This window comes from Herbaspirillum rhizosphaerae (assembly GCF_046025915.1).
Lineage (GTDB): Bacteria > Pseudomonadota > Gammaproteobacteria > Burkholderiales > Burkholderiaceae_D > Herbaspirillum > Herbaspirillum rhizosphaerae_A.
The window spans coordinates 253,920-277,172 of the sequence record NZ_JAQQFR010000005.1 but is presented as its reverse complement, the minus strand read 5'-3'; the positions used below and the strand labels follow the sequence as shown (position 1 = coordinate 277,172).

The following is a 23,253-nucleotide window of genomic DNA, read 5'->3' as shown; positions in this document are numbered from 1 at the left end:
GGGCTAGGGGAATTCATGGCGGCGACCGACTCATCCATGCTGCACGTGCAGTCGTTATACAGCCATCACGGCTGGTTGCTCGCATGGCTGCGGCGCAAGCTGGGCCATGTCTCCGGCAATGCGGATGCAGCCGATCTGGCGCAGGATACCTTCGTGCGCATCATCGTTGCGCACAAGCGCGAACAGTCTACGGATCTGACATTGCAGGCGCTACGCGAGCCGCGTGCTTACCTGACGACCGTTGCCAGTCGCGTGCTGTTCAACCACTATCGCCGCCTGTCGCTGGAACAAGCCTACCTGCAAGCGCTGGAGCAACTCCCCGAAATCCACGCGCCCTCGCCGGAAGAGCGCCTGCTCATCCTGGAAACACTCAATGAGATCGACGCCATGCTGCACACACTTCCGGGGCAGGCCCGCAGCGCTTTCCTGCTGTCCCAGCTTGAAGGCATGTCCTATGCCAACATTGCCGTCAAACTGAACGTCAGCCTGCGCACCGTCAAGCGATACATGGCGCAGGCCTTCGAAGAATGCATCATGCAGGAAAGCTGAACATGGCCTCACCCTTGCAATCTTCCCTGTCCGAACGAAACGGCCCGCCCGACCGCTCCATCGCCAGACAAGCCGCGCAATGGCTGGTCAAACTGCATGACGAACATGTCAGCGCCGCCGACATCGCCGCTTGCGCTCGCTGGCGCGCCGCGCATCCCGAACACGAACGCGCCTGGCAACGTGCCGAAGCCATCGGCGGCAAACTTGCCGGCCTGCCCGGCAGTGTCGCGCTGCAAAGCCTCGGTCGCAGCAATCGCGTGGAACGCCGCGCAGTGCTCAAGACCATACTCTTGCTGATGTCGGTACCAGTCGGTTATGCGTCGTACCGCACACTGCCGTGGCAGCAATGGAGTGCCGACCTGCGCACTGCCGCAGGTGAACGCCGCACCGTAACGCTGGCCGACGGCAGCAAGCTGATCCTGAATACGTCGACCGCCGTCGATGTCCGCTTCGACAGCGAACAGCGCCTGCTGCATTTGCACGCCGGTGAAATCTTCATCGAGACTGCGCGCGACCCTCTGTCGAAAGAGCTGCAAGCAGGCACCAATCGTCCCTTCATCGTTCGCACTGCCCAAGGCAACGTACGGGCCTTGGGCACGCGCTTTGTCGTATCGGCCGCCGACACCCATCCCCAGCTGGCGCCCTCGACCAATGTCACGGTATTGGAGCACGCGGTCGAAATCCGGCCTGCCGTTGCAGTCGAACGCACCCGCATCATCGAAGCCGGTCAGCAGATCCGCTTCACCGGCACCACGATCGATGCGCCCCAGCCCGCAGATCGCTATGCGACCGCGTGGGTGGACGGTCGCCTGATCGTCAACGCCATGCGGCTCGACGATTTCCTCGCCCAGCTCGGCCGCTATCGCAACGGGCTGTTGCGTTGCGATCCCGACGTGGCCGCCTTGCGTATCACGGGGGCTTTTCAGCTCGACAATACCGATGGCATCCTCAATGCCTTGCCAGATACCTTGCCGGTCGCGGTGCTGTTCCGCTCACGCTATTGGGTGACCGTGATTCCTTCGCCTTTTTCGTCTTAAAAAATATTTTCATCTTTTTTGTTTTTCTGTGTCCCCTTTTGCGGATCCCGCGTGTCATCGAGATAAGAAGCACAAAACACGCAACGCTATCCGATCATTTGTTCAGGGACATCCACCATGCAACGACTTTCTCGGCAACACCCGCCGGCGGCTCCAACAGCTCCGGCCATTTCCTCCATGCATCGCGCCGTTCGCGGCGCACTATTAAGCATTGCGCTGGCAACGCCGTTCCAGTATGCGCTGGCAGCTGATGCCATCGGCACCGGCACAGGTTCCAGCACGCAAGCGCGCCGCCACTTCGACATTGCCGCCGGTCCGCTGGGCGATGCACTGAATCGTTTCGCCAGCGCTGCGGGCATCACTGTCCAGATGGACGCGCGCCTGGTCGATGGTCGCCGCAGCAACAGCATCAACGGCAACTACACCATCGCTGAAGGCTTCGCGGCGTTGCTCGGTAATGCAGGCCTGCGCGCGATTGAAGGTGCGCCCAACACGTACGTGCTCCAACCCGGCGCCACCACTGCAATCGGTGCCGGCGCTGCCGCTGCGGCACAGACCTTGCCCGTGATCAGCGTCAATGCTGCCGGCGAGCGCGAAAATCCACTCGGACCGGCCAACGGCTATGTCGCGACCCGCAGCCGTACCGGCACCAAGACTGATACCTTGCTGAAAGAAACGCCGCAATCCGTTTCCGTCGTCACCCGTGAGCAGTTGGATGCGCAAGGCGTCGAAAGCATCGCCGAAAGCCTGCGCTATACGCCCGGCGTCGTCACGCAATACGGCAACACCGATCTGCGCTATGACTGGCTGACCGTGCGTGGTTTTGTGCCGGGACGCTATCTCGATGGCCTGCGCCTGCCCTTCGGCTCGCGTGGATACTCGCAGCCACGCATCGAACCCTATGGTCTGGAACGCGTGGAAGTATTGAAAGGACCGACTTCGCTGTTGTACGGTCAAGGCACGCCCGGCGGCCTCGTCAACATGGTCAGCAAGCGACCGACCACCGATACCGTGCGCGAAGTTGAACTGCAATACGGCAGCCACAACCGCAAGCAACTGGCGCTGGATCTGGGCGGAAAACTGGATGAAACCGGCGAGCTCAGCTATCGCCTGGTCGGGCTGACGCGTCGCAGCGACACTGCGTACGACTACGTCAACGAAGAAAAAACCTACATCGCGCCATCCATCACCTGGCGCCCCAACACCGACACGCACCTGACCCTGATGGCGCAATATCAGAAGCTCAGCTCCCAGGGCGGCGGCGGGGCACCGGTATTGCCGGCCAACGGCACGCTTTACACCAGCGTCTACAAAGCGCTGCCGCTGGGCACCTTTGCGGGTGAGCCCAACTTCGACCATTACAGCAACGAACAATATTTTCTTGGTTACGAATTCGAGCATCGTCTGAACGACACCTGGACCCTGCGCCAGAATCTGCGTTACGGCGAGACCATGTCCGACACCAAGCGCGTGCAGCTGTTCTGCCTCACGACTACTTGCAATCCAACCAGCATGGGCCGCTATGCGTGGGCCTTCCCGGAAAAATCGAAGCTGTTCACCGTCGACAATCAGGCTCAGGCCACCTTCAGCACCGGCCCGGTCAAGCAAACCGTATTGATGGGCGTGGACTACTCGTCTGAGCGTTCGGTCTATGACGAATCCGCGTTGAGCCCGCTGGCAACCGCCTTCAATGTGTACGCACCGGTCTACGGCACCTATAACGGCGCCATCCCGGCAGTCGCCACCCATATCGAACAGAACCGCGAGCAACTCGGCGCTTACCTGCAAGACCAGATCAAACTGGATCGCTGGACGCTGGTGGCCGGCGGTCGCTACGACTGGGCCGATACCACGACACGCACGGTAACCAGCACTGCCAACAACAATGTCAAACAGAGCGACGGCGCTTTCACCGGTCGCCTCGGCCTGCTGTACAGCTTCGACAATGGCATCACGCCTTACGTCAGCTATTCGACGTCGTTCCAGCCGGCAGTCGGCACCAGCCGTACGCTGCAACCGTTCCAACCGACCAAGGGCAAACAATACGAGACAGGGATCAAGTACCAGCCTGATGGATCGAGCACGATGGTCACGCTGTCGGCCTACGAGCTGACCCAGCAAAACGTCACCACGCCTGACCCGATCAATACCAACTTCAGTGTGCAAACTGGTGAAGTGCGCATGCGCGGTATTGAGCTGGAAGGAAAATTCAAACTGCAAAAGGGATTGGATCTGATTGCGTCGTACGGCTACACCGACAGCAAGATCACCAAGGCCAATGCCAGCGGCGCAGGCGTCAACACCACCGGCAACCGTCTCGCCTTCGTCCCGCGCAATCAGGCCAGCGCCTGGCTTGACTACACCGTGCAAAACGAAGCCCTGGCCGGTCTCGGCATGGGTGTCGGCGCACGTCACATCGGTGAAAACTACGGCGACAACGCCAACGTGTATCACATGCCCGGCGTGACCTTGTTCGACGCAGCCCTGCGCTTCGATTTCGGCAAAGTCAATCCGCAACTCAAAGGCTTGAGAATGGCGTTGAATGCATCCAACATTCTCAACAAGACCTACGTCGCCGCTTGCTTGTCCTCCGCAGGCTGCTACTACGGCGATGGCCGCAACGTCTATCTGACGCTCAAGTACGGCTGGTAATGCTGATGCGCCGGCCGGGTGCCTGCCCGGTCGGCCGTAAGCTGATCACCAATTGATCAGCAATCGCCCTTCAACTTCCCTCAGTCGATTCCAACAGCCGCATCGGGTATCAACGCCCGCAAGGTATCGCCAAAACCGCCGTGCATGCGGCTGTGCAACCTGCTGCTGGTGGTGACGCGCGGTGCGGCACTCCATGAGATGCGCGCGCCGCAGGCGATCAAGGCTTGCACCATGGCGACGTCCTCACCGCACTCCAGCCCGCAGAATCCTCCGGCCTGCCGGTAAGCCGCCGCCGACACGCCGAAATTGGCGCCATGAATATGGTGATGCTGATCCTGATCAAGATAGGACGCGTCGAAACGGTGCCGCAATATTTCCGCCTGCGCGCCATGCTGTGTCCAATCGTCAACAGCCACGGTTCCACACACTGCGTCGGCCTCCAGCGCAAGCTGTGCTGCCAGCCAGGCGTGCGACACCACACTATCGGCATCGGTAAAGGCAAGCCAGCGGGCTCCAGCCTCCAGCAATTGCAATGCGCCGGCAGCGCGGGCCAGCCCAACGTTACGCACCGCAATGTCGATTGACTCCATCCCCAGCGCTTTGACGATGCGGCCCGAGCTGTCGCTGCAGGTATCGAGCACCACCATCACCCGCACTTCTTCCGTAGCAAGCGCGGGATGCAGCGCCGCCACCTGTATCGACGCCAGACAAGCGCGCAGGTAGTGTTCTTCATTATGAACTGGGATGACGACGCCGATCATCTAGGTCAGCTCCGCCAGTTCGGCCGGCGATTGCTGTTCGCGGCTCCAGAGATCAAGCAGGAAGTCTGCGTCTTCATAGCGTGCCGCATGATGCCAGTCCGGCACATTCTCAAAACCTTGATGGATGTCTGCCGTCCGATGACGACGCTGTGCAAAGTCACGTTTCCAATGACATAGCACCAAGACACCGTCAGGTGCCAGCGATGCATTGACCAAAGCCGGTAAAGCCTGCAGGGCATCGCCGTCAAGGTAGTAAGCGAATTCGCTGATGACGATCAGGTCGAATACGGCACCCAGTTGCGCCGGCCATTGATCCGGTACCGCCATGCAGGCGAAGCGCACGACGCAATCGGTGCGGCGCGAGATACTGGCCTGCTGCCAGCGCTCGTGTGCAATGTCGACTGCCGTCTCCGCAAAATCGCCCGCAAGAATACGGTCACAGCGCCGACCGAGATCCACCGTCAGCTCGCCACTGCCGCAGGCCGGTTCAAAGGCGTGGAGAAAACGGCTGCGCGGCAACATCGCCATGATCAGGCTGCGCTTGCGCTGCTCGTACCAGTTGCCGGCAATGCGCCAGGGATCGTCGCTGCGCTCATAGAGCGCATCAAAATAATCGCGCGACGCTGTTGTCGGCATTGTCGGCGTGGTGGGTATTGTCGGTGCCTGCATATCGGCGCTCCGGTCGTTCAGACGAAATAAACTTCAAACGATCGATGAAAATGCGCCAGCACCTCAGGCGGCAAAATGGCTGCGTTACCGGTCGAGTGATCAGGTTCCAGTTGGCTGCGATAACAAGCCAGCGCCGCTTTTTTGCGCTCCTGCATCTGCTCATCTAGTTCCAGCTTGCGCGCGCGTTGCCACGGAATCCCGGCATGATCTGGAGTACGCCAGTGCCACATCCAGATCGGAATTTCGATGAGACGGCAACCGAGCGCGCGTGCGGCTTCGCGTGATGCTTGCCCGACTGCCTCGTGATCAGGATGACCGTCGAACTGCCAACTGGCAAACAGGGTATCTCCGGGCAACAAATAGGCGCCCAGCAAATCCTGCAACTTGGTGCGATGCCCGGCCACATCGCTATCCGGTAATTGCGCACGGATGATGGTGATGTCGCTCACACCGAGCAGCGACAGCGCCTGCGTCGTTTCCGCCGGACGCACATGTGAAAGCAAGGCCGGACTCAGCACGGAATCCTGACTGTGACTTTTTTCACCGTCTGAAACTGCCACCAGCAAAATCGGATGGCCAAGCTGTGCCAGATGCATCAGCAAGCCGGCACAGCCGAGTACTTCATCATCCGGATGCGGCGCTACGATCACGGCGCGCGAACCGGCGGCAATCAATGTTTCGGCATGCACCGCAGGCACCCTTGCAAGGCGGGGATCGTCGCGCCATAGTGCCTCTTCGGTCGACGCTGGTTGACGTTCATGACTCTGCATCTCTTCAGGCCGGATCTCTTCTATAGTTGCCATTCTTCGCCTCCATTTTCTGTCTCGCCATCGCGCTGCAAAAGCGAATGCGCCAGCGCTTCCAGGTCGCGATCCGCATGGCTCTGGCGTAAAAATACCGGCAGGTCGGCCATCATCCTTGCCGCCCAGGGATCACGGCATAACGGCGCCGCCCCCAACGCACGCCCGAAGGCTTGCATGACGTGGTTGGCGGTATCTTCTGCAATCAGGCGTACCCGCATTGCCAGCCGATAGGCGTCGCTGGTCGGCGCTGCATCGATATACTGTGCGGCGGCATGCAAGCTGGCCGCACAAGCACTGAGCGCCACATCGGCGCGGCCGAGTTGAGCCAGCGCATGCGGATTCCCCTTGTCGCTCAAACGCTGCCGCAGATACAAAGCAAGTTGCGCAGCCGCGCCGTACCAGCACGCGGCGATGCCGGCGCCACCATGCCAGAAGCCGGGCCGCACGGTATAAAAATCTGCTCCGCCCACCGCCATCCCGCGCACGTTGTCGAACAACACATCCACGCTGGCAGTTTCCGCCATGCCGACGGCATGCCAGCCCTCGTTGGTTACGGTGATGCCTGACTGGTCGAGATCGACAGCGGCCAGACAAGGCCGCCCATCGCGATTCCAACCGCTCACTACCGCGTGCGTAATCGCGTTGGCGCCCGAACACCAGGCTTTGACGCCATCGAGTACGACGGTGCCGGACTCTTCCGCAGCAGGATGGTGGATATCCAGTTTGGCCTGAGGCGGCTCTGCACACCACACGCCCCAGACACGCAGAGGCTGTTCGTTCTCCATCCCTGCTTCAGCGAGAATCGCCAGCGCATCGGTATGCGCTTCATACAATTTGGCCAGACTGAGATCGTGCGCGGCAACCGCTGCAAGTGCCCGCCAGCGCTGCAAGGTCTGGCCACCGCCGGGAAGACTCAGCCGATCCAGTCCGGCATCGACCATGGCGCACAGCACTTGCCCGGCACTGTCTTTGCGACTGTCTTCCGACGCGTCTGACTGGACAGGCAAGCCGGCGAGAAATTTGCGTATCGCCGGAATCGGATCTTTGATGGAAGAGGCTGTCATCTCACACCACCGGCGGATCGGTTTCGCGGCCAAGTTCGCGCGGCCCTGCCAGGGCCTGAATGAACTGGGCGAGTGCTTCGTCAAGCTGTCCGGACGTAGCGTTGATCAGTGAAAAATCCGGATCGCCGGTCGGCAACACCGCCGGCAACTCAGCCCGATCCAGCATCGTCGAGCCATCATCGAGCACCATGATGGGCTTGCAATGACGGTACTGATCCTTGATGAATTCGACCGCCAGCCCGTGTTCGCACAAGCTGATGGCGGAAGCATCACCCGGAGGGACGATCAGTGCATCGTAGAGCGCCGACGGTGCGGCATCGATGGTGACGTCGGCCTGCCAGGTGACCGCGCCCTTGCCTTTGACAGCACCCAGTCGCGGCGCGACGACACGCGGTACGGCGCCATGCTCAAGCAAGACATCGTAAATTTTCCCCAACACGACTGTATCGACACCGTCGGCAACCAGAATGGCCACCTTGCGTGTAGTAATACCGCTGTCTCCAGGATAGGAGGTCAGAGACAGCGCGGGCGACGGTGCATATTCTGGCGCCGGCGCGCCGGCAATCACAGGTGCCGGTGCCGGCATGTCAAAGCCGAGTCCTGCAGCGACGCCTTCCGCCAGACTATCGTCTACATTGGCTAGCAGAGACACCACGCGCTGACGGATCGCTGGTGTCTGCACACGCGTCAATTCAAAACGGAAAGCCTTGATGATGTGCATCTTTTCGGGAAGCGACTGACTATTCCAGAACAGCTTTGCCTGCGAATAGTGATCCGCGAATTTCTCCGGTTTGATGCGCAGTTTGTCGCCCTGCTCCGCTTGCGGAAAACTGCTGAAACCAGCGGCTCCCGCCTGAAACGGACAACCGCCGCCGAGAGAGTTGGGCTCATACGAGACGCGTCCCCGATGTATCGCCTGACGGTGCATGCCATCGCGCTGGTTATTGTGCACCGGCGCCAGTGGCGCATTGATCGGCAGCTCGTGAAAATTGACACCGCCGAGGCGGCTGATCTGAGTATCCAGATACGAATGTATGCGCCCTTGCAACAGTGGATCGTTGCTGAAATCGACACCCGGCACCACATGGGCGGTGCAAAACGCGACCTGCTCGGTTTCCGCGAAAAAATTATCAGGATTGCGATCCAGAACCATCCTGCCTACCGGCGTCAGCGGCACCAGTTCTTCGGGCACGAGCTTGGTCGGATCGAGCACATCAAAGTCAAAATTTCCGGCTTGCTCTTCCGTGAAGACTTGCAGGCTCAACTCCCATTCCGGCGCATGACCTGCTTCGATGGCTTCCCACAAATCACGCCGATGAAAGTCGGGATCAGCACCGCCGATTTTGACGGCCTCGTCCCAGGCCAACGAATGCGTACCCGCCAGCGGCGTCCAATGAAATTTACAGAACACCGATTCCCCGGACGCATTCACCAGACGGAAAGTGTGCACGCCAAATCCTTGCATCATGCGATAGCTGCGCGGGATGGCGCGGTCCGACATTTGCCACAGCAGCATGTGCGTCGACTCAGGCATCAGCGACACGAAATCCCAGAACGTATCGTGCGCACTAGACGCCTGCGGCATGCCGAAATGCGGCTCTGGCTTGAGGGCATGCACCAGATCAGGAAACTTCATTGCATCCTGAATGAAGAATACCGGGATGTTGTTGCCCACCAGATCCCAGTTGCCCTCGTCGGTATAGAACTTGACGGCGAAGCCGCGCACGTCACGCACAGTGTCCGCTGAGCCGGCGCCGCCCGCCACAGTGGAGAATCGCACAAATACCGGCGTGCGCTTGCCGGCTGCGGCAAAGGAGGTGGCACGCGTCAGCTCGCTGAAGTCGCCATACGATTCGAAATAACCATGCGCCGCCGAACCGCGTGCATGCACGACGCGTTCCGGGATACGCTCATGGTCGAAGTGGGTGATTTTTTCACGCAGGATAAAATCTTCCAGCGCAGTCGGCCCGCGTGCGCCTATCTTGAGGGAGTTCTGATTGTCGGCAACAGGCACGCCCTGATTTGTCGTCAGCCCCTGCGCACCGGAATCGACCCGCACCCGATCGAGATTGCCGGTGACCGCGTTTTCGCCCGGCTTGGGCGCACCCGCGCCGACCTTCTCTGACGTGACCGATTCGCTGACGCTGCTGGCGCTCACCAGCGGCGATGCCGGTTTGGCAGTCACGCCGGCGGACGGCACTCTGACGTCTTCACGTGCCGCCGCAAATTCCTGCGGCTTGGCCTCATTGTCGGCAATCGTGCCGGCCAACACTGCAGTACCAGTAACCTTCTTCAACAAATCGGCTGGAATACTTTTCTTACCCGCACCAGCGCCGACTTCGGCAGCTCCGGACATGGTGCCAAGTACCGAACCAGCACCTTCGTTTGTAGATTTTTTGCTTGCCATGATAAACATCCCTATAACCGTAAATGAAGCATCGGGCATGGCTGCGACTACGCTACAACTGCGCTGCAACAAGGCTATGACCGGCACCAGAGTCGAGGCAGTACGAGACACCTCGAAGAGGGTAGTACGCTCGTCGCGAGACTATTTGCACACCAACCGATCATCAGCCTAAAAGCAAACGACGCCCGGCGACATAAGCCGATACCTTGTTTGAATGTCAGACTTGCTGAAGCCCGCGTCAGAACAGGGAATGGAACGAAAAGGAGAGAAAAAAAATGCCTGCGACTGCAGGCATTGGGGGAAGCGCTGTGCTACGGGCCTACCGGACTACCGGCTCTGTCCCGACAACATCACACCGCCTCACCGTGTGCATACTGCATCACTACCTCATGCACAAATTTCAGCTTTTCCAGTACCGGCGTCGACAAGGTAAACGGGTAGGAATCGGGCATGCCGATACTGCGATTGAGGCTGTTGAGCACGTAGGTCAGGGCAAACCATTCGGCGATGAGTTCGTCGAACGATGAAGCATCCAGTGGAGAAACATCAATGATCAGATTCTGCTCGTTGTGCTTTTTGGGGCGTAGTTGCACGCCGCAGGAATAAGCGGTCTCCAGCGTATCGAACATGTGCAGGTAATGTGCCCAGGTTTCTGCCCAGTCTTCCCAGGGATGGCTGCTGGCGTAGAGACTGACGAACTGCTGATTCCAGTTTTGCGGCGGGCCGTTGTCGTAGTGCTGTTGCAAACTGGCGCTGTAGTCGACGGTTTCATCACCGAACAGCGTGCGAAAAGCGTCGATCCTGTCGGTGCCGGCGATGAGGCGGTCGAAATAATAATGCCCGCTCTCATGGCGAAAATGTCCGAGCAGCGTCCGGTATGGCTCGGCCATCTGTTCGCGCATTTTTTCACGATAGGCCGGATCGGCCTCGGCAATGTTGATGGTGATGACCCCTTCTGCATGCCCTGTCAGGACGCGCTCACCATGCGGCACATCTTGCAAAAACTCGAACGCCAGACCAGTCAGCGTATCTTCCGGTTTGGGCATCGGCTGCAAATGCAAGGTCCACAAGGTATGCAGCAGACGACGCTTCGCAACTTCAAGCCGCTTCCACAGGATGCGGTTCTGTTGATCCTCCAGCGAAGGGATCACGGTAGTCAGACGGCACGATGCACAAAGTAGGTTGTTGTCGCGGTCGTCAATCATCCAGTTGCAGACATCTTCCTGTGCATAGTTACTGCACTGCCGGAAAACACGATCCTGATTGACCGGATTGATGCTGCGCCAGCGCGACACAAGAGTTTCAGCTCCGCTTGTATCGCCGTTGTGCTGGTCGCCGTTGCCGTTATTGACGTCGTTATTGCCACCGTTATTGACGACTATATTCCCGTCATCAGCGCCGGCGTTCCCGCTGTCTTCAGCAGGAGCGGGTACATCGGCAGATGTGAAGCTACTGATGATCTGAAGCTCAGGCTGATACCCCAATAGCCAGCCGCAGTTCTCACAACGGGTGTTTTCAAAGAAAACCTGTTTTGCACAATTGTCACAGTGGAACGTCTTCATGCTGCTTTCCGGTTATTTGCTTATTTATCTCTGGACTGAGGTTCCGATCATCAACCTGCGTTGTGATCTCATGACGACACTTTGTCGCCCCTACTACTGACTGCGCAATGACGGGCTTGTTCCGGAAGAGTCCCTGACGAACGCTTGGCCGACAGACTAATTCCTCTCACGGCCGTTGCGTTTTCCGCTCGTCCTACGAAATGTCCCGTCGTCGTCCTATGGTTCAGGACGAGTCGCACCGGTACATTTTCTGTGTCTTGATGATGCAGGCAACAAATCATTCACCAACACATCGCAAGACAACAACTCAGATATGGATTCGGAGACAGGAACGCTAATGCCAATGCTGGCGCTAACGTTAATTCTCAGAGTTCAGACCATGCGAAAGCAGGTGGCTCAGGCGATCTCATCCCCTGATTCCGTTTGCTCTCCATGGGGTGCCACTACCAGCCTGCACCGGCAAGTACCAATAACAGGAGATCATCATGATAAATCGTACTCTGCATGACCCGGACATCGGGGCCATAGAGGCGAGCGGGTCCGCCTCGTCAGGCGTGTCCTGGGGAGCCATCCTCGCGGGCGCATTTGCCGCAGCGGCGTTGTCGTTCATTCTCGTCATCCTCGGCTTCGGCCTCGGATTTTCCTCCGTGTCGCCGTGGTCGGGTAATGGACTCAGTGCCCAGACTATAGGCTATTCCACCATCGGTTGGATTACATTTACGCAAATCGCGGCATCTGCCATCGGCGGTTACATCGCCGGACGACTGCGCGTAAAGTGGGCTAACGTCCACACGGAAGAGGTGTATTTCCGCGATACCGCGCACGGTTTTCTGGCCTGGGCAGTGGCATCGCTGGCTACCGCCGCATTGCTGAGCAGCGCGGTCGGCAGCGTGCTGTCGGGCGGCGCCAAAGTCGCAAGTTCTGCAGGTGCAGCAGTGGTAGCGACCGGCACCGTCGGCGCCGCTGCGATGGCACCCGATGCCAATGGCAGCAATGCCGCCGGCACAGCAGATATGTCTGGCTACTTCATCGACTCCCTGTTCCGCCCTGCCACACCAGCATCATCGGCTCTAGCTGCCTCGACCGGCGCACCGGCAGCACCAGCAGCACCAGCTGCAGACACCACGCCTGGCGTAGCACCTTTGGCTGATGGCCGCGACAATTCCGTCACGCCGGGTCAACGTGCTGAAGTGATGCGCATCTTCGCCAATGCACTGCGTACCGGTGCCTTGCCTGATGCGGACAAGAGCTATCTCGCACAGTTGGTGGCACGACGTACCGGCATGAGTCAGGCCGATGCTGAAAAGCGCGTAAGCGACAAGTTTACGACCTATAAGCAAAACATCGACGACGCCGCCACCAAGGCCAAGACTGCCGCTGACACGGCACGCAAGGCAGCTGCTTACGGTTCGCTGTGGATGTTTGTCGCCCTGTTGTGCGGTGCCTTTATCGCCAGCTTTACGGCGACTTACGGCGGCCGTCTGCGTGACCGCGTCGTGTTCACCGCAAGGGAGCCACGCGTCACCGATTCCAATGAACCTGTCACCATTTCCTAGGAGATCACCATGCCTGCCATTCTGCTGTGGTTGCTCGGCGTACCTATTCCCATCATCATTCTGATCGTGCTGTTCATGCATTAACCACATAGACACACGACCGTATCGGGACACCGACCAAGAGCCGCGCCTGACCTGTTCAGGCGCGGCTTTTTTTGCGCCGTCATTCAACAGCAGGGGGATAGAAGGTCATACGAGATACGAGGTAGATACGAAGTAGATACAGGACGAGGCGGGACGAGGCGGGACGAAGTGGGGCCGCAAGCAGCCCCACTTCACCTGATCCGCGTCCTCTGTTTACCTGACCTGCGCAGCCAGTTGACGATTGATGCTATCGAGGGTGAACGGTTTGGGGATCACACTGAAACCGTCTTTGATTGCCGCCTGGAGATCTTCCGCGTAACCGCTGATCAGAATGACCGGCAAGGCTGGAAAACGCCGATTGAGTTTCTTGGCAAGCTCGATGCCGGTGATACCGCCGGGCATATGGATGTCCGAGATAACGGCGTCAGGTTGCCGCTGCGACAGAAACTCTTCCGCATCGGCTGCGCCGGTGAGATGCGTCACGGTGTGCCCGGCCGTCTCCAGCAAGGTCACGATACCGTCCGCGACGTCGGTGTTGTCTTCAACCAGCAAGATGCTTAGTGGCTTCAGAGGAGGAGCGGAAACCACCAGCGATTGCGCATCGCTTTTCTCCAATATCGCGCTCTCGGCAGCGGGAAGATACATCGAAACCTTGGTGCCGATACCGACAGTGCTTTCAATCTCTGCATAGCCGCCTGCGGCTTTGGCAAAATTTTCCACCTGCGACAGCCCGAGACCAGTGCCCTTGCCTGCTTCCTTGGTCGTGAACAAGGGATCGAAGGCCTGCTTGCGCGTTTCTTCCGACATGCCGCTGCCCTGATCGGTAATCGAGATACAGACAAAATAACCTTGTCGTGGTCCTGCACTTCGCTGAAGAATATTCTCCGTCCTGAGCGTAATCGAACCATCAGGCGTACTGGCGTCACGCGCATTGAGCAAAATGTTGATCAACGCCAGTTGCATTTCTACCGCATCGACGCAGACCGGCCAGGTTTCGGGATCGACGTCGACATGGCAACGCGCGGCCCCGATGGTATTGAACAGCAAGAGCTGCCATTCAGGAATCTTCATTTGCAGAGAAAAAATCTCCGGCTTCAACGGTTGCCGCCGGCTGACGCCCAGCAACTGGCGTGTCAGTTGTTCGCCGCTTTTAATCGAGCGCTCGATGGCTTCGAGTTGCTTTTCAACCCCGGGAACACGCTTGAGCCGGATAATCTGGATGCCGGTGGTCACCACCATGAGGCAGTTGTTGAAGTCGTGGGCAACGCGGCCCAGGAGTTTTCCCAAGGCCTCGAACTTCTGCGATTCGCGCAGATCGGACTCGACCTTGTGACGCAAGGCCAGCTCGCGCCGCCAATACTGCCAGGCGACCTTCTGATCTTTGACGCGACGTATGGCAAAGATGATGATGCCGCAAAGAATGCTGCTCGGCACCAGCAACAAGGCGCCGGCCAACACCATATACGATAGCCAAGCGCTCCACAAATGCGACAGCGATCTGGCGGATACGACATACACATCATGATTCGTCACGCGTCGATAGGAAATGATCTTGCGCTCGCCATCCAACGGCGAGATGCCGGTAGTCGTACCCACCAATGCGTTGGCACCGATACCGCGCATGAATGGCGACGACGCCGATACATTCGCCACGTCGTTCACCATCTTTGGATAGCGCACCAGTATGGCGCCGTCTTCTCGCACCAGCGACAGTGACTGATGCATCTCTCCGGGCAACATTTCCTGATAAAAGGAAAGAAAGTAACCGGGATCCAGCGACACCAGGATCACACCGAGAAAGCTGCCGTTTTCCCCGCGCCGCGCTACACCATCGGTGAAGACTTGTCGCTGCATTTGACGACCGACCACCACGGAAGAAATCGACTCCTGCTTGCCTTGCTTGAGCGTGATGAAATATTCCCGATCCGCCACCGACAAGGGTGGAAAAGGATAATCGCGGCTGTGAGCCAGTACATCGCCGTTTTTACCAATGACGGCGACGCTGATAATCTGCGGCAAGCCAGCAATCATCTGCCGCAACTTCAGATGGATTTTGCGCTGCTCGGCGCGAATGCCGTCGTCGTCCATGCCAGCAAGCAGATCGCCGATACGGCCGGTCAGAGAAGTGTCGAGTTCAAAAACCTTATCGGCGTGTTCCTTCGCAACGACAGTAGCCCGCTCGGCGGCCAGGAAAGCTTGGGTATGCAGACCACGCCACTGAACGATGCCGAGTACAAGCAACAGTACCAGCGAGCTCAACACGCACAGGATGAGCAATGCCTGCAACAAGCGCCGCTGGATATCAAACCCGATACGAGGATGACCTGGTCCACCACCTTCGATGGATGCCCATTGGCTGTCAGTATCTGCGTGCTTGTCCATGTTCAATGTCGTCTTGCTCAATGCAGAAAATACCGAAAATACGGTGATTGCGGAAACCGAAACTCAGATAGTCATATTGCCAACTAATTCACTACCGGGCAATCGTGCCGACAGTTGAGCGGCGTCTTTGACGTTGGCCATTGTGTCCCCTGGATTTGCTTGTATTGGTATTGACAGGAATGAGAACGCTGCTTGGGCAAACCCGGAAAAATGTCTCATCCGCAGCAGCGCGACGCCACCAGGAACAGCTCGCAGATCGAACATCGTGGCCGACGCCCAGTTGCATGGAACGCTGCCGCTGAAAGGAGCGATCTGCTATACCGATATGAGAGCTGACGGCTGATACTGCAAAAGGCTCATGGTGAGCCATGTCTGCAGATCTACTGATAGATGCGTTCATCCTGTTTCCCCGGAGCAGGAATGCATGCGTATGCATCCCTGCTTTTTTTGTTCGATTTGTTGGAGTTTTTTTACCGACCCGCCTTTTCTGCAAAAGCGCACCCGCAGCGCACTGACAACATTCTTGCAGGAATGACAGGTGAGATCGCAGTATCTCTATGGCGAGAGATGTTGGCGAGGTGGAGAAACACCCATTAACGTGTAGGACAACGGGAAAAATGGCGATAGGCGCCTAAATCAAGGGAGAGAATATACACATTGAAGAAAGCCCGCAGAGGCGAGCTTTTTAATTTGAAATCCAGAACCTGTGGTTAATGGACGACGTATTTCCAAATAGCAATCGATCTACAAATATTCCAGGTTGCCGTCAACACTGATGGCCTGTCCCGAGATATTTCTTGCCGCCGGCGACGACAAGAACAAGGCCATGGCCGCGACATCTTGCGTAGTCACGAGGCGCCGTAGCGAAATCTTTTTGACGTAGTCTTCGCGCATTGCCTCGAATGTCAGTCCGAGTGCCTCTGCGCGTGCTGCGATGACCTTGTCCATGCGCTCGCCCTCGACGACGCCGGGGAGGATGGCATTGACGCGAATGTTATCCGGGCCAAGTTCGATGGCCAGCGATTTCATCAGCCCGACGATGGCCCACTTGGTCGAGGCATAAGGTGTGCGGAATTGATATCCCAGACGGCCTGCGACGGACGAGATGGTAATGATGCTGGGATTGTCCGATGTTTGCTTCAGCAAGGGAACGGCGCGTCGAAGGAAGTAAAACTGGCTGTTCAGATTCGTCATAATGGTTTTGTCCCAAGCATCAGGCGTGATGTCTTCTACCGCGCCCGTTGGGCCGGCAATGCCGGCGTTGTTGATCAGAAGATCGAGCCCGCCGAGTTTGTCCTGCGCGTCCTGCATGACGGCGTCCACGTCTTCCCACTTGCCGACGTCGGCGACGCCGACGTGGATAGCGGGATTTTTCTTTTTCATTTCCTCGACGGCTGCAGGATTGATGTCGCAGACGTAGACGGACGCACCGGTTTCAAGAAATGCCTCTGCAATGGCAGCGCCGATGCCGGTAGCTGCGCCGGAGATAAAGACGCGCAGGCCTGCATTAGGCGTCAAGAGGTCAACTGTTTTCATAAAAATTCCGATGTAAATTTGGATATAAGCGCCACGCCACGCGATGTCAACGCAGACAACTCAGACCGACGCGCGCAAAACATTAAAGCGTCAAACCACCGACGCCTCAATCACTGCGCCCTTAATATAGCTTGCTTCATTGCTCTCGAGGAAAACGTAAATATCCGAGATCGCAATCTCGCAATCAACACATCTCATCACACAAGGCAATACGATCGCATTGCGCCCATACCACACAGTATGGGCGCCGCAATAGGCATCGCATTTGGACGGTGTTAAGATCATCGCAAGCAAAAAATAACGGTCAGGGGAGCATGAGAATGGCGCATCGCATAGCGCTGCCGTGCGTTGGAAAGACATGTATTTCCAGCAGGAAATACATAGAGATGTGTTGGTGGCAGCCGATGTTTTTGACACGCTGAATACCTCCCGCCATTGTGACAATCCCCTGCTTTGTTTTTACCAAAAATCAAATAATGACAAGGGGTAAGCATGGGGAATGTCTTGAAAGGCGCGGCCTGCGTCGTCGTATTGTCTTCGCTGGCGGGTTGCGGAGCGCTTGATCCGGTGAACATGATCCTCTCTGCGCGGGCATCCTCCTACGATATGGTGGCGGAGATGACTTCGCCGGAAATGCGCAATATCACGGTGAACTCCTTGCGTTCAGCCAATTGCCAGACTTTGTCCGGCATGGGTCCCCTTTATCAGGAAGATCTGAAAAAGGCCACCGCAAAAGGCGATCGTGTCGAGATCGCTGTCGCGGAAATGAATATTTCTGTAGTGAAGCAAATTCAAGCGGAAAAATCCTGTCCCGTTGCGCCTCCGTTACAAACGAAAGCTCCTGCATCGACAGCGATCACCGGCGCTGCAGGAGGATCTGGAACTGCCGGAACTGCAGCCTCCTCTGCCGCCAGGATCACACAAGGCTCGCTGGACATCACCGTCGATAGCGTCTCGCCCTCACTCGCAAAATCATTGGGCATGACCGATCTGAAGGGTGCCCTGGTCGTTGATACAAAGAAAGGCAGTGCGGCCGACAAGGCGGGCATCAAACCACTCGACGTGATTCTTGAAGTCAACGGTCAACCGGTCAACACGCCTACAGAATTTTCCAATATCGTTGGCCGCATGCGTCCCGGTTACAAAGCGCCCTTGCGCGTGTTCCGTTCCGGTAAAACCCGCAACGTCACCGTTGTCGTGAGCAAGGAAGAGCGTCCGATCCCGACAGCGGTTGCACCAGCCGTTCCCGATCCGGACACGGCGCCTTCGATGACCAGCCCGTTGCTGGCTGACCATGGATGGATGGGGATGCAGTATGTGATGGGTGCAAAAGGTTTGATCGAGGACATTCCTCCTTCATTGGCGACCTCGCTCGGCCTGGAGCAAACGCGCGGCGTCCTGATGGGCGGTGCGATTCCGAATGGCGCCTCGGACAAAGCCGGCCTCAAGACGCTGGATGTCATTCTTTCCCTGAACGGTCGGCCACTTGAAAGCAGAACACAACTGACCGAATTGCTCGCTCGCCTGCCTGGCGGAGCCCCGGTCAAACTGGGAGTCTGGCGCAACCGCAAACTGGAATTCGTTCCAGTGACATTGGGATCCCAGGCACTGCAATTGACGCTGCCCACCGGTGCTGAAGGCTATTGTTTCGCATGGGTCAACGCTAACGCCGCGTTGAAGAACGGCGCAATCAGTTATGAATTTGTAGTGCCGGCAGCTGACGCCGTCGAGGACATCAATCCGACCATAGGCGCTCAGTTCCGCGCGACGATGGTGGAGCGCGGCCTCGGCCCTGACCTTGGCGCCGCACCCGGCTATGCAGTCTGCCGCAAGACGCGGGAGGCCATCCTCAAGGCACGTGAAGAGGCGACAACGGCGTTGCGACAAACCTTCGCCGCAACAGGAAAGGATACGTTTTCGGTGTACTGGGTGCCACGTTGAACAATGACCAGCGAATAACGCAGGCCGACTTCCAACTTTGACTTTCGGGGACATCTGATGAAAACATATTCCAAGCTCCTCGCCTGGATCGCCGCCGCTTGTGCAGCAATCGCCTTGTCCGGTTGCATGGCGGTACATTCAGTCATCTCGCCAATGATGCAATCAGCGATGCAAAGCACCGTTGAGTCGAACGCTACGCCGGAAAGCATGGGCATATCGACGTCAGCGTATCGTGGCCATGACTGCGCCTACCTGGCGTCGATGTCGCAGACTTTCGCCAAGTCACAGAACGAGCCAGGCACCGAACCATTCACCAAAAAAACTTTTGGCTGGCACATTGACGCCATCAATCAGGTTCGCGCCGAACAAGGTTGCGTGGCTGGTATTGCCCCTAAAGTTCCTCTGTCAGGTGAAGTGCCGATGTATGGGTTCTGTTGGTATGCCGAGCCTGGCGGCACCGGCACGACTTATATATCGACTGTATTTGCTTACCAGGACTGGTACGCAGATAGCGGCCAGCATGAGCAGAAGGAATTCGAAGCACTCTTGAAGAGTCGCTACTCGCCTGCCGCTGCCAACGCTATTTGCCAAGGCGAAGACACGCGGCCAAAAGCCGATGCCGCACGTGAAAAACTATGGGGCCAGATGTTCGGCAACCTGAGTTCCAGGCGCGTCGCTGTCGCGTGGACACCGGTCAGCAAACCGCCACCACGCAGAACCGTCGCAAAGAATGCCGCTGCGGGTGCACGACCGCTGACATCACCTTCGTCCTCCGCGGCAAGTAATCCGGGAAGCAGCACGAGCGCGGTCAAAACGACCGGCCTCCAACTGAGTAATGTGGATGACGCAACAGCGAAGAAACTGGGATTGAACACCGCACGCGGCGCCTTGGTCAGCAACGTTGCCAAAGGTGGTACGGGTGCAAAAGCCGGATTGCGACCTTCGGATGTGATTGTCGAAATCGGCGGTCAGGATGTGAATTCGGCAGAGGACGCGCAAGCGATTCTTAGTGCCATGCGACCCGGCTTCAATGCACCATTGCGTGTGTGGCGCGCACGCAAGATGCAGGATCTGCAATTGGAAGTAGCGCCGGCGCAATAGTCGCCACTAATCGGCAGCAATTACCGGCAACTGCAGTTGTCGCCTCCATGAAAATCGCCAACAGAGAATTTTTTCGCTGTTGGCGATTCTTTATGCGGTCAAGACAAGAGAAATCTTCAGTCGCCTTTTGCAAGTGACATAAAGGTACAAAACTTAAACACCAGACTTCACGGCATCAGACAACACTCTGGCGAAATCGCCCTCCTCTTCGATACGCGGCTCTTTCGCTCGCCGTTCAGCGGCATAGACCTCCGAGTTGATCCGCCACAGCTCCAGATGACGATAATAGGTGGAACCGCTATCCACTCGTCTTGCAGCGCCTACGGCATCAACGGGACGAACGGGTGTTACCGGATTGCGTGCCATACCAGCTCTCCTTCAGAATTGTTGACGCCAGATGGCATCACTTGTTTACAGCGCTGCAGCCTTGCCCTTCTTGCGCAAATAGATGAGTTGAATGCTCAGTCCGACAATCAGCATCACAACAAGGCTGGCTTGAAATCCAAGCAGCAGCGGCGATTTCAAATCAGTGACAAACGGTTGCCCGTCCGGTACGCGACGCAGCGTTTCGGTGACGGTCGGCACCATCAGCAAGAACGTGGTCAGTGTCAGCAAGATGGTTTCCACATAGTTTGCCGCGCCACTTGCTTTCCAGAATTTTCCCACGCCATAACCTGCAAGAAGAAAGATCAACGTCGCGACGGCGATGCCGTAACTGACCGGTTGATGCGCCACCAGAAAAACACTCACCGCACCGATCACCATCGACACGAAATAAACAGCACCTGCTCGCGAACGAGGCGCGATTCGTCCATAACGTGCAAACATATACACAGCTGCAGGAATCGCCGGCAAGCTGCCTAGCGTATGAACCCAACCAATGGGAGAAATTCCAAACATAGCGCTATCCTTTTATCAAAAAAATGAAATATCCAAAGAAAGCATCTCTCCCTATTCTGGAAGAGCTGCCTCCAACGAAACACTACCTACTAATCGGTAGGAAAAATGGACGAACGTTGACGTCATCATCGCTTGCCATCAACTCTGTTGAACCACGCGCACCAATACTGGATTGATGATGGCACCGAACATTTGGGCGTCGCCATAAGCGCGTGCCGACAACATGGCGCCGTGAACGGACGCCATGAATATTTCCGCTTCCGTTTCGGCAGACTCGGTCAGCTTGAGACTGCCTTGTTTTGCGCCCCGTGCGAAAACGCTCGCCAGCCAGGCCGACAGCGCACGGAAATGCGCCTTCACTTCAATCGCAATCTCTTCAGGCAACACCGGCATTTCACTCGCCAGCAAGGCGCAAACGCAGAAAGAAGAAGACGCATCGGCAATACAACCCTCCCAAAATCTGGTGTAGGCGCGAAGCTGCCCAACCGGATCCGACACGCTTTGCTCCAGATTGGCGATACCGGCCTGCATCTCCTCCCGATACTGCGCCACCAACGTGCGTACGAGGATGGCTTTGCTCGGAAAATGATGATGAATGCTGGCGTTGCGTATGCCGATCACCTTCCCTATGTCGGCATAGCTGAAGCCGTTATAGCCGCCGGAAATAATCAGCGATTGCGCACACCGCAAAATGCTGTCGAATGTATTGGATGAATCAGTCATGGGCACAGCCTACCTTTTAGTAGGTAGGCAGTCAAGCGGCAGTTAAAACGTGACGGTCACAAAGAATCACTGAATTACGTCAGCGTCTGGTTGAGTTTTTCGAGGTCGGCCATCATGCGTTCATATTCCGGCTTGCTGACCGAGCAGCCATCGGCAATCGCCTGACTGATACGCACGCCGGCTTCACGCATTGCTTCGCCGGCAGGCGTGAGATTGAGGATAACGTTGCGCTCGTCTCGCGGGTCGCGCGTGCGACTGAGAAGGCCTTCGGCCTCCAGCCGCTTGATCAGAGGCGTGATGGATCCGGAGTCTTGTTGCAGGTGTTGCGCCACGTCCTTTACGCCCAGATCCTGATGCTGCCAGAGCACCACCATCACCAGATATTGCGGATACGTCAAATTCAGCGGCGCCAGCAAAGGCTTGTACAACTGGGTCATCTTCAGCGAGGTGCTGTAGAGCGAAAAACACAGGTGCTGAGCAAGCGTGGGCGGAGCAAATTTGGCCATGACGGAGATACTGCAAAAGTCGGAATGCCGTTAGCCTAACGGCTCCGGCCTCGCAAAGCAAATTGCCATCGTCATTGATGGCAAGGGATTGCAACGAGACGAACAATAAGATGGACGGCAGATCCGAGATCGGCCATCCATCCTTCCAGCATTAACGCTGCGAAGCGGCGAAAATCACTTCGGCAACTTTTTCAGGTTGCGACACCATCGGCACGTGACTTGTTTTCAAGGTGGTTGTGGTGGCGTTGATTTTCTTGGCAAATGCCTGTTCCAGCTCAGGAGCGATCATGCGGTCTTCCGACGACACGATGTAGTAATTCGGCTTGGTTTTCCAGGCTGCGACCGTCGTCTTGTCTCCGAATGCCTTGGCATTGATCGGGCCTTGTGTGGCAGCGATCAACGCCGCTGTGGCGGGCGAAACATCCTGCGCAAAATTCTTCGAGACCGAATCAGTTGGCAACCAGAGATATCCTGTGGCGTCCATCTGGAGTGTTGCGATACCTGGAGGTACAGCGTATTGCTTGCCAAGTTCACCGGTGGCTTCGCCTTCCGAAGGAGCAAACGCGGCAACATAGACCAAGGCCTTGATCTTGTTGCTGGTGCCGGCTTGCGTAATCACCGTGCCACCCCAGGAGTGACCGACCAGCACGACTTTGCCGGTTTGTGCGTCAACGACGCGTTGCGTGGCGGCGACGTCATCGGCCAGCGAAGTCAGAGGATTTTGTACGGCGACCACTTTCAAGCCCTTGGCTTGCAGCAGCGGGATCACCTTCTCCCAGCTCGATCCATCAGCAAAGGCGCCATGGACAAGAACAACGGTGGTAGCGTCAGCAGCGACCGGCGCGGCTTGCGCACTCATGACAGAGGCGGACAGCAGTGTGGAAACGAGGACAGCGTTAGCGATGGAGGTCAGTTTCATGATAGTTCTCTCAAGGAAGTTAAATTACTTAGCGCGCTAAGTAATTTACATTTAAAAACTCCTCTAAAAGGAGTTCGGCGACAGCACAGGTTGAAGCACGG

General features: G+C 57.3%; 19 protein-coding genes. 6 read left to right on the top strand and 13 right to left on the bottom strand.

Features of this window, described 5'->3' with window-relative positions; translation table 11 throughout:
- Window positions 1-15: 15 nt before the first annotated feature.
- The 3 genes from PQR63_RS09965 (at window position 16) to PQR63_RS09955 (ending at window position 4,238) form a co-directional block, all read left to right on the top strand.
- On the top strand, window positions 16-549 hold the full coding sequence (locus PQR63_RS09965) for a sigma-70 family RNA polymerase sigma factor (protein ID WP_408167706.1): 534 nt from the start codon (window positions 16-18) through the stop codon (window positions 547-549).
- A gap of 2 nt (window positions 550-551) precedes the next feature.
- Window positions 552-1,586: a FecR domain-containing protein gene (locus tag PQR63_RS09960; RefSeq protein WP_408167705.1), complete on the top strand. Its 1,035-nt coding sequence runs from the start codon at window positions 552-554 to the stop codon at window positions 1,584-1,586.
- Window positions 1,587-1,703: 117 nt separating this feature from the next.
- The gene (locus PQR63_RS09955) at window positions 1,704-4,238 is read left to right on the top strand and encodes a TonB-dependent siderophore receptor (protein WP_408167704.1); all 2,535 of its coding nucleotides are present in this window, start codon (window positions 1,704-1,706) and stop codon (window positions 4,236-4,238) included.
- Window positions 4,239-4,318: 80 nt separating this feature from the next.
- On the opposite strand, the gene PQR63_RS09950 is transcribed toward PQR63_RS09955, so the two are convergent.
- The 6 genes from PQR63_RS09950 to PQR63_RS09925 form a co-directional block, all read right to left on the bottom strand.
- Window positions 4,319-4,999: a glycosyltransferase family 2 protein gene (locus tag PQR63_RS09950; RefSeq protein ID WP_408167703.1), complete on the bottom strand. Its 681-nt coding sequence runs from the start codon at window positions 4,997-4,999 to the stop codon at window positions 4,319-4,321.
- Complete coding sequence (locus PQR63_RS09945; protein WP_408167702.1) at window positions 5,000-5,668, bottom strand: SAM-dependent methyltransferase; 669 nt, start codon at window positions 5,666-5,668, stop codon at window positions 5,000-5,002.
- 17 nt (window positions 5,669-5,685) lie between these two features.
- The gene (locus tag PQR63_RS09940) at window positions 5,686-6,471 is read right to left on the bottom strand and encodes a PIG-L deacetylase family protein (protein WP_408167701.1); all 786 of its coding nucleotides are present in this window, start codon (window positions 6,469-6,471) and stop codon (window positions 5,686-5,688) included.
- On the bottom strand, window positions 6,459-7,535 hold the full coding sequence (locus PQR63_RS09935) for an acyl-CoA dehydrogenase family protein (RefSeq protein WP_408167700.1): 1,077 nt from the start codon (window positions 7,533-7,535) through the stop codon (window positions 6,459-6,461). Before PQR63_RS09935 ends, PQR63_RS09940 begins: the two co-directional genes overlap by 13 nt.
- Before the next feature lies 1 nt (window position 7,536).
- Window positions 7,537-9,942: a catalase gene (locus PQR63_RS09930; protein WP_408167699.1), complete on the bottom strand. Its 2,406-nt coding sequence runs from the start codon at window positions 9,940-9,942 to the stop codon at window positions 7,537-7,539.
- A 350-nt stretch (window positions 9,943-10,292) separates the two neighbouring features.
- The gene (locus PQR63_RS09925; protein WP_408167698.1) at window positions 10,293-11,504 is read right to left on the bottom strand and encodes a zinc-binding metallopeptidase family protein; all 1,212 of its coding nucleotides are present in this window, start codon (window positions 11,502-11,504) and stop codon (window positions 10,293-10,295) included.
- A 485-nt stretch (window positions 11,505-11,989) separates the two neighbouring features.
- On the opposite strand from PQR63_RS09925, the gene PQR63_RS09920 reads away from it, so the two are divergent.
- Entirely contained in the window at window positions 11,990-13,060 is a 1,071-nt protein-coding gene (locus PQR63_RS09920) for a hypothetical protein (protein ID WP_408167696.1), read from the top strand.
- A gap of 297 nt (window positions 13,061-13,357) precedes the next feature.
- Here PQR63_RS09920 and PQR63_RS09915 read toward each other — a convergent pair whose 3' ends face one another.
- The gene (locus PQR63_RS09915; RefSeq protein WP_408167695.1) at window positions 13,358-15,526 is read right to left on the bottom strand and encodes a hybrid sensor histidine kinase/response regulator family protein; all 2,169 of its coding nucleotides are present in this window, start codon (window positions 15,524-15,526) and stop codon (window positions 13,358-13,360) included.
- Window positions 15,527-16,270: 744 nt separating this feature from the next.
- A complete protein-coding gene (locus PQR63_RS09910; RefSeq protein WP_408167694.1) occupies window positions 16,271-17,062 on the bottom strand; it encodes an SDR family oxidoreductase in 792 nt (263 codons plus the stop codon).
- A gap of 492 nt (window positions 17,063-17,554) precedes the next feature.
- Between PQR63_RS09910 and PQR63_RS09905 the strand changes: the two genes are divergently transcribed.
- Both PQR63_RS09905 and PQR63_RS09900 read left to right on the top strand, forming a co-directional pair.
- A complete protein-coding gene (locus PQR63_RS09905; RefSeq protein ID WP_408167693.1) occupies window positions 17,555-19,003 on the top strand; it encodes a PDZ domain-containing protein in 1,449 nt (482 codons plus the stop codon).
- Between the two features lie 57 nt (window positions 19,004-19,060).
- Window positions 19,061-20,104 (top strand): S1C family serine protease, encoded by a 1,044-nt coding sequence (locus PQR63_RS09900; protein WP_408167692.1) that lies wholly within the window; start codon window positions 19,061-19,063, stop codon window positions 20,102-20,104.
- 153 nt (window positions 20,105-20,257) lie between these two features.
- Here PQR63_RS09900 and PQR63_RS09895 read toward each other — a convergent pair whose 3' ends face one another.
- The 5 genes from PQR63_RS09895 to PQR63_RS09875 all read right to left on the bottom strand — a co-directional run bounded on the left by PQR63_RS09895 (window position 20,258) and on the right by PQR63_RS09875 (window position 23,152).
- On the bottom strand, window positions 20,258-20,470 hold the full coding sequence (locus PQR63_RS09895; protein WP_094563004.1) for a hypothetical protein: 213 nt from the start codon (window positions 20,468-20,470) through the stop codon (window positions 20,258-20,260).
- 45 nt (window positions 20,471-20,515) lie between these two features.
- On the bottom strand, window positions 20,516-21,004 hold the full coding sequence (locus PQR63_RS09890) for a hypothetical protein (protein WP_408167691.1): 489 nt from the start codon (window positions 21,002-21,004) through the stop codon (window positions 20,516-20,518).
- A 138-nt stretch (window positions 21,005-21,142) separates the two neighbouring features.
- Window positions 21,143-21,727 carry a TetR/AcrR family transcriptional regulator gene (locus PQR63_RS09885; RefSeq protein ID WP_408167690.1) on the bottom strand — a complete coding sequence of 195 codons (585 nt, stop codon included), beginning with the start codon at window positions 21,725-21,727 and terminating at the stop codon, window positions 21,143-21,145.
- A gap of 74 nt (window positions 21,728-21,801) precedes the next feature.
- Window positions 21,802-22,233 carry a MarR family winged helix-turn-helix transcriptional regulator gene (locus PQR63_RS09880; protein WP_408167689.1) on the bottom strand — a complete coding sequence of 144 codons (432 nt, stop codon included), beginning with the start codon at window positions 22,231-22,233 and terminating at the stop codon, window positions 21,802-21,804.
- 151 nt (window positions 22,234-22,384) lie between these two features.
- Window positions 22,385-23,152, bottom strand: coding sequence for an alpha/beta hydrolase (locus PQR63_RS09875; protein WP_408167687.1), 768 nt, complete (start codon window positions 23,150-23,152; stop codon window positions 22,385-22,387).
- Window positions 23,153-23,253: the final 101 nt, after the last annotated feature.

Coding starts and splice junctions, on each gene's coding strand:
- PQR63_RS09920 (WP_408167696.1), top strand. CDS start 11,990: ATGATAAATCGTACTCTGCATGACCCGGACATCGGGGCCATAGAGGCG.
- PQR63_RS09965 (WP_408167706.1), top strand. CDS start 16: ATGGCGGCGACCGACTCATCCATGCTGCACGTGCAGTCGTTATACAGC.
- PQR63_RS09935 (WP_408167700.1), bottom strand. CDS start 7,535: ATGACAGCCTCTTCCATCAAAGATCCGATTCCGGCGATACGCAAATTT.
- PQR63_RS09890 (WP_408167691.1), bottom strand. CDS start 21,004: ATGTTTGGAATTTCTCCCATTGGTTGGGTTCATACGCTAGGCAGCTTG.
- PQR63_RS09895 (WP_094563004.1), bottom strand. CDS start 20,470: ATGGCACGCAATCCGGTAACACCCGTTCGTCCCGTTGATGCCGTAGGC.
- PQR63_RS09950 (WP_408167703.1), bottom strand. CDS start 4,999: ATGATCGGCGTCGTCATCCCAGTTCATAATGAAGAACACTACCTGCGC.
- PQR63_RS09945 (WP_408167702.1), bottom strand. CDS start 5,668: ATGCAGGCACCGACAATACCCACCACGCCGACAATGCCGACAACAGCG.
- PQR63_RS09955 (WP_408167704.1), top strand. CDS start 1,704: ATGCAACGACTTTCTCGGCAACACCCGCCGGCGGCTCCAACAGCTCCG.
- PQR63_RS09915 (WP_408167695.1), bottom strand. CDS start 15,526: ATGGACAAGCACGCAGATACTGACAGCCAATGGGCATCCATCGAAGGT.
- PQR63_RS09885 (WP_408167690.1), bottom strand. CDS start 21,727: ATGACTGATTCATCCAATACATTCGACAGCATTTTGCGGTGTGCGCAA.
- PQR63_RS09910 (WP_408167694.1), bottom strand. CDS start 17,062: ATGAAAACAGTTGACCTCTTGACGCCTAATGCAGGCCTGCGCGTCTTT.
- PQR63_RS09930 (WP_408167699.1), bottom strand. CDS start 9,942: ATGGCAAGCAAAAAATCTACAAACGAAGGTGCTGGTTCGGTACTTGGC.
- PQR63_RS09905 (WP_408167693.1), top strand. CDS start 17,555: ATGGGGAATGTCTTGAAAGGCGCGGCCTGCGTCGTCGTATTGTCTTCG.
- PQR63_RS09960 (WP_408167705.1), top strand. CDS start 552: ATGGCCTCACCCTTGCAATCTTCCCTGTCCGAACGAAACGGCCCGCCC.
- PQR63_RS09880 (WP_408167689.1), bottom strand. CDS start 22,233: ATGGCCAAATTTGCTCCGCCCACGCTTGCTCAGCACCTGTGTTTTTCG.
- PQR63_RS09940 (WP_408167701.1), bottom strand. CDS start 6,471: ATGGCAACTATAGAAGAGATCCGGCCTGAAGAGATGCAGAGTCATGAA.
- PQR63_RS09900 (WP_408167692.1), top strand. CDS start 19,061: ATGAAAACATATTCCAAGCTCCTCGCCTGGATCGCCGCCGCTTGTGCA.
- PQR63_RS09875 (WP_408167687.1), bottom strand. CDS start 23,152: ATGAAACTGACCTCCATCGCTAACGCTGTCCTCGTTTCCACACTGCTG.
- PQR63_RS09925 (WP_408167698.1), bottom strand. CDS start 11,504: ATGAAGACGTTCCACTGTGACAATTGTGCAAAACAGGTTTTCTTTGAA.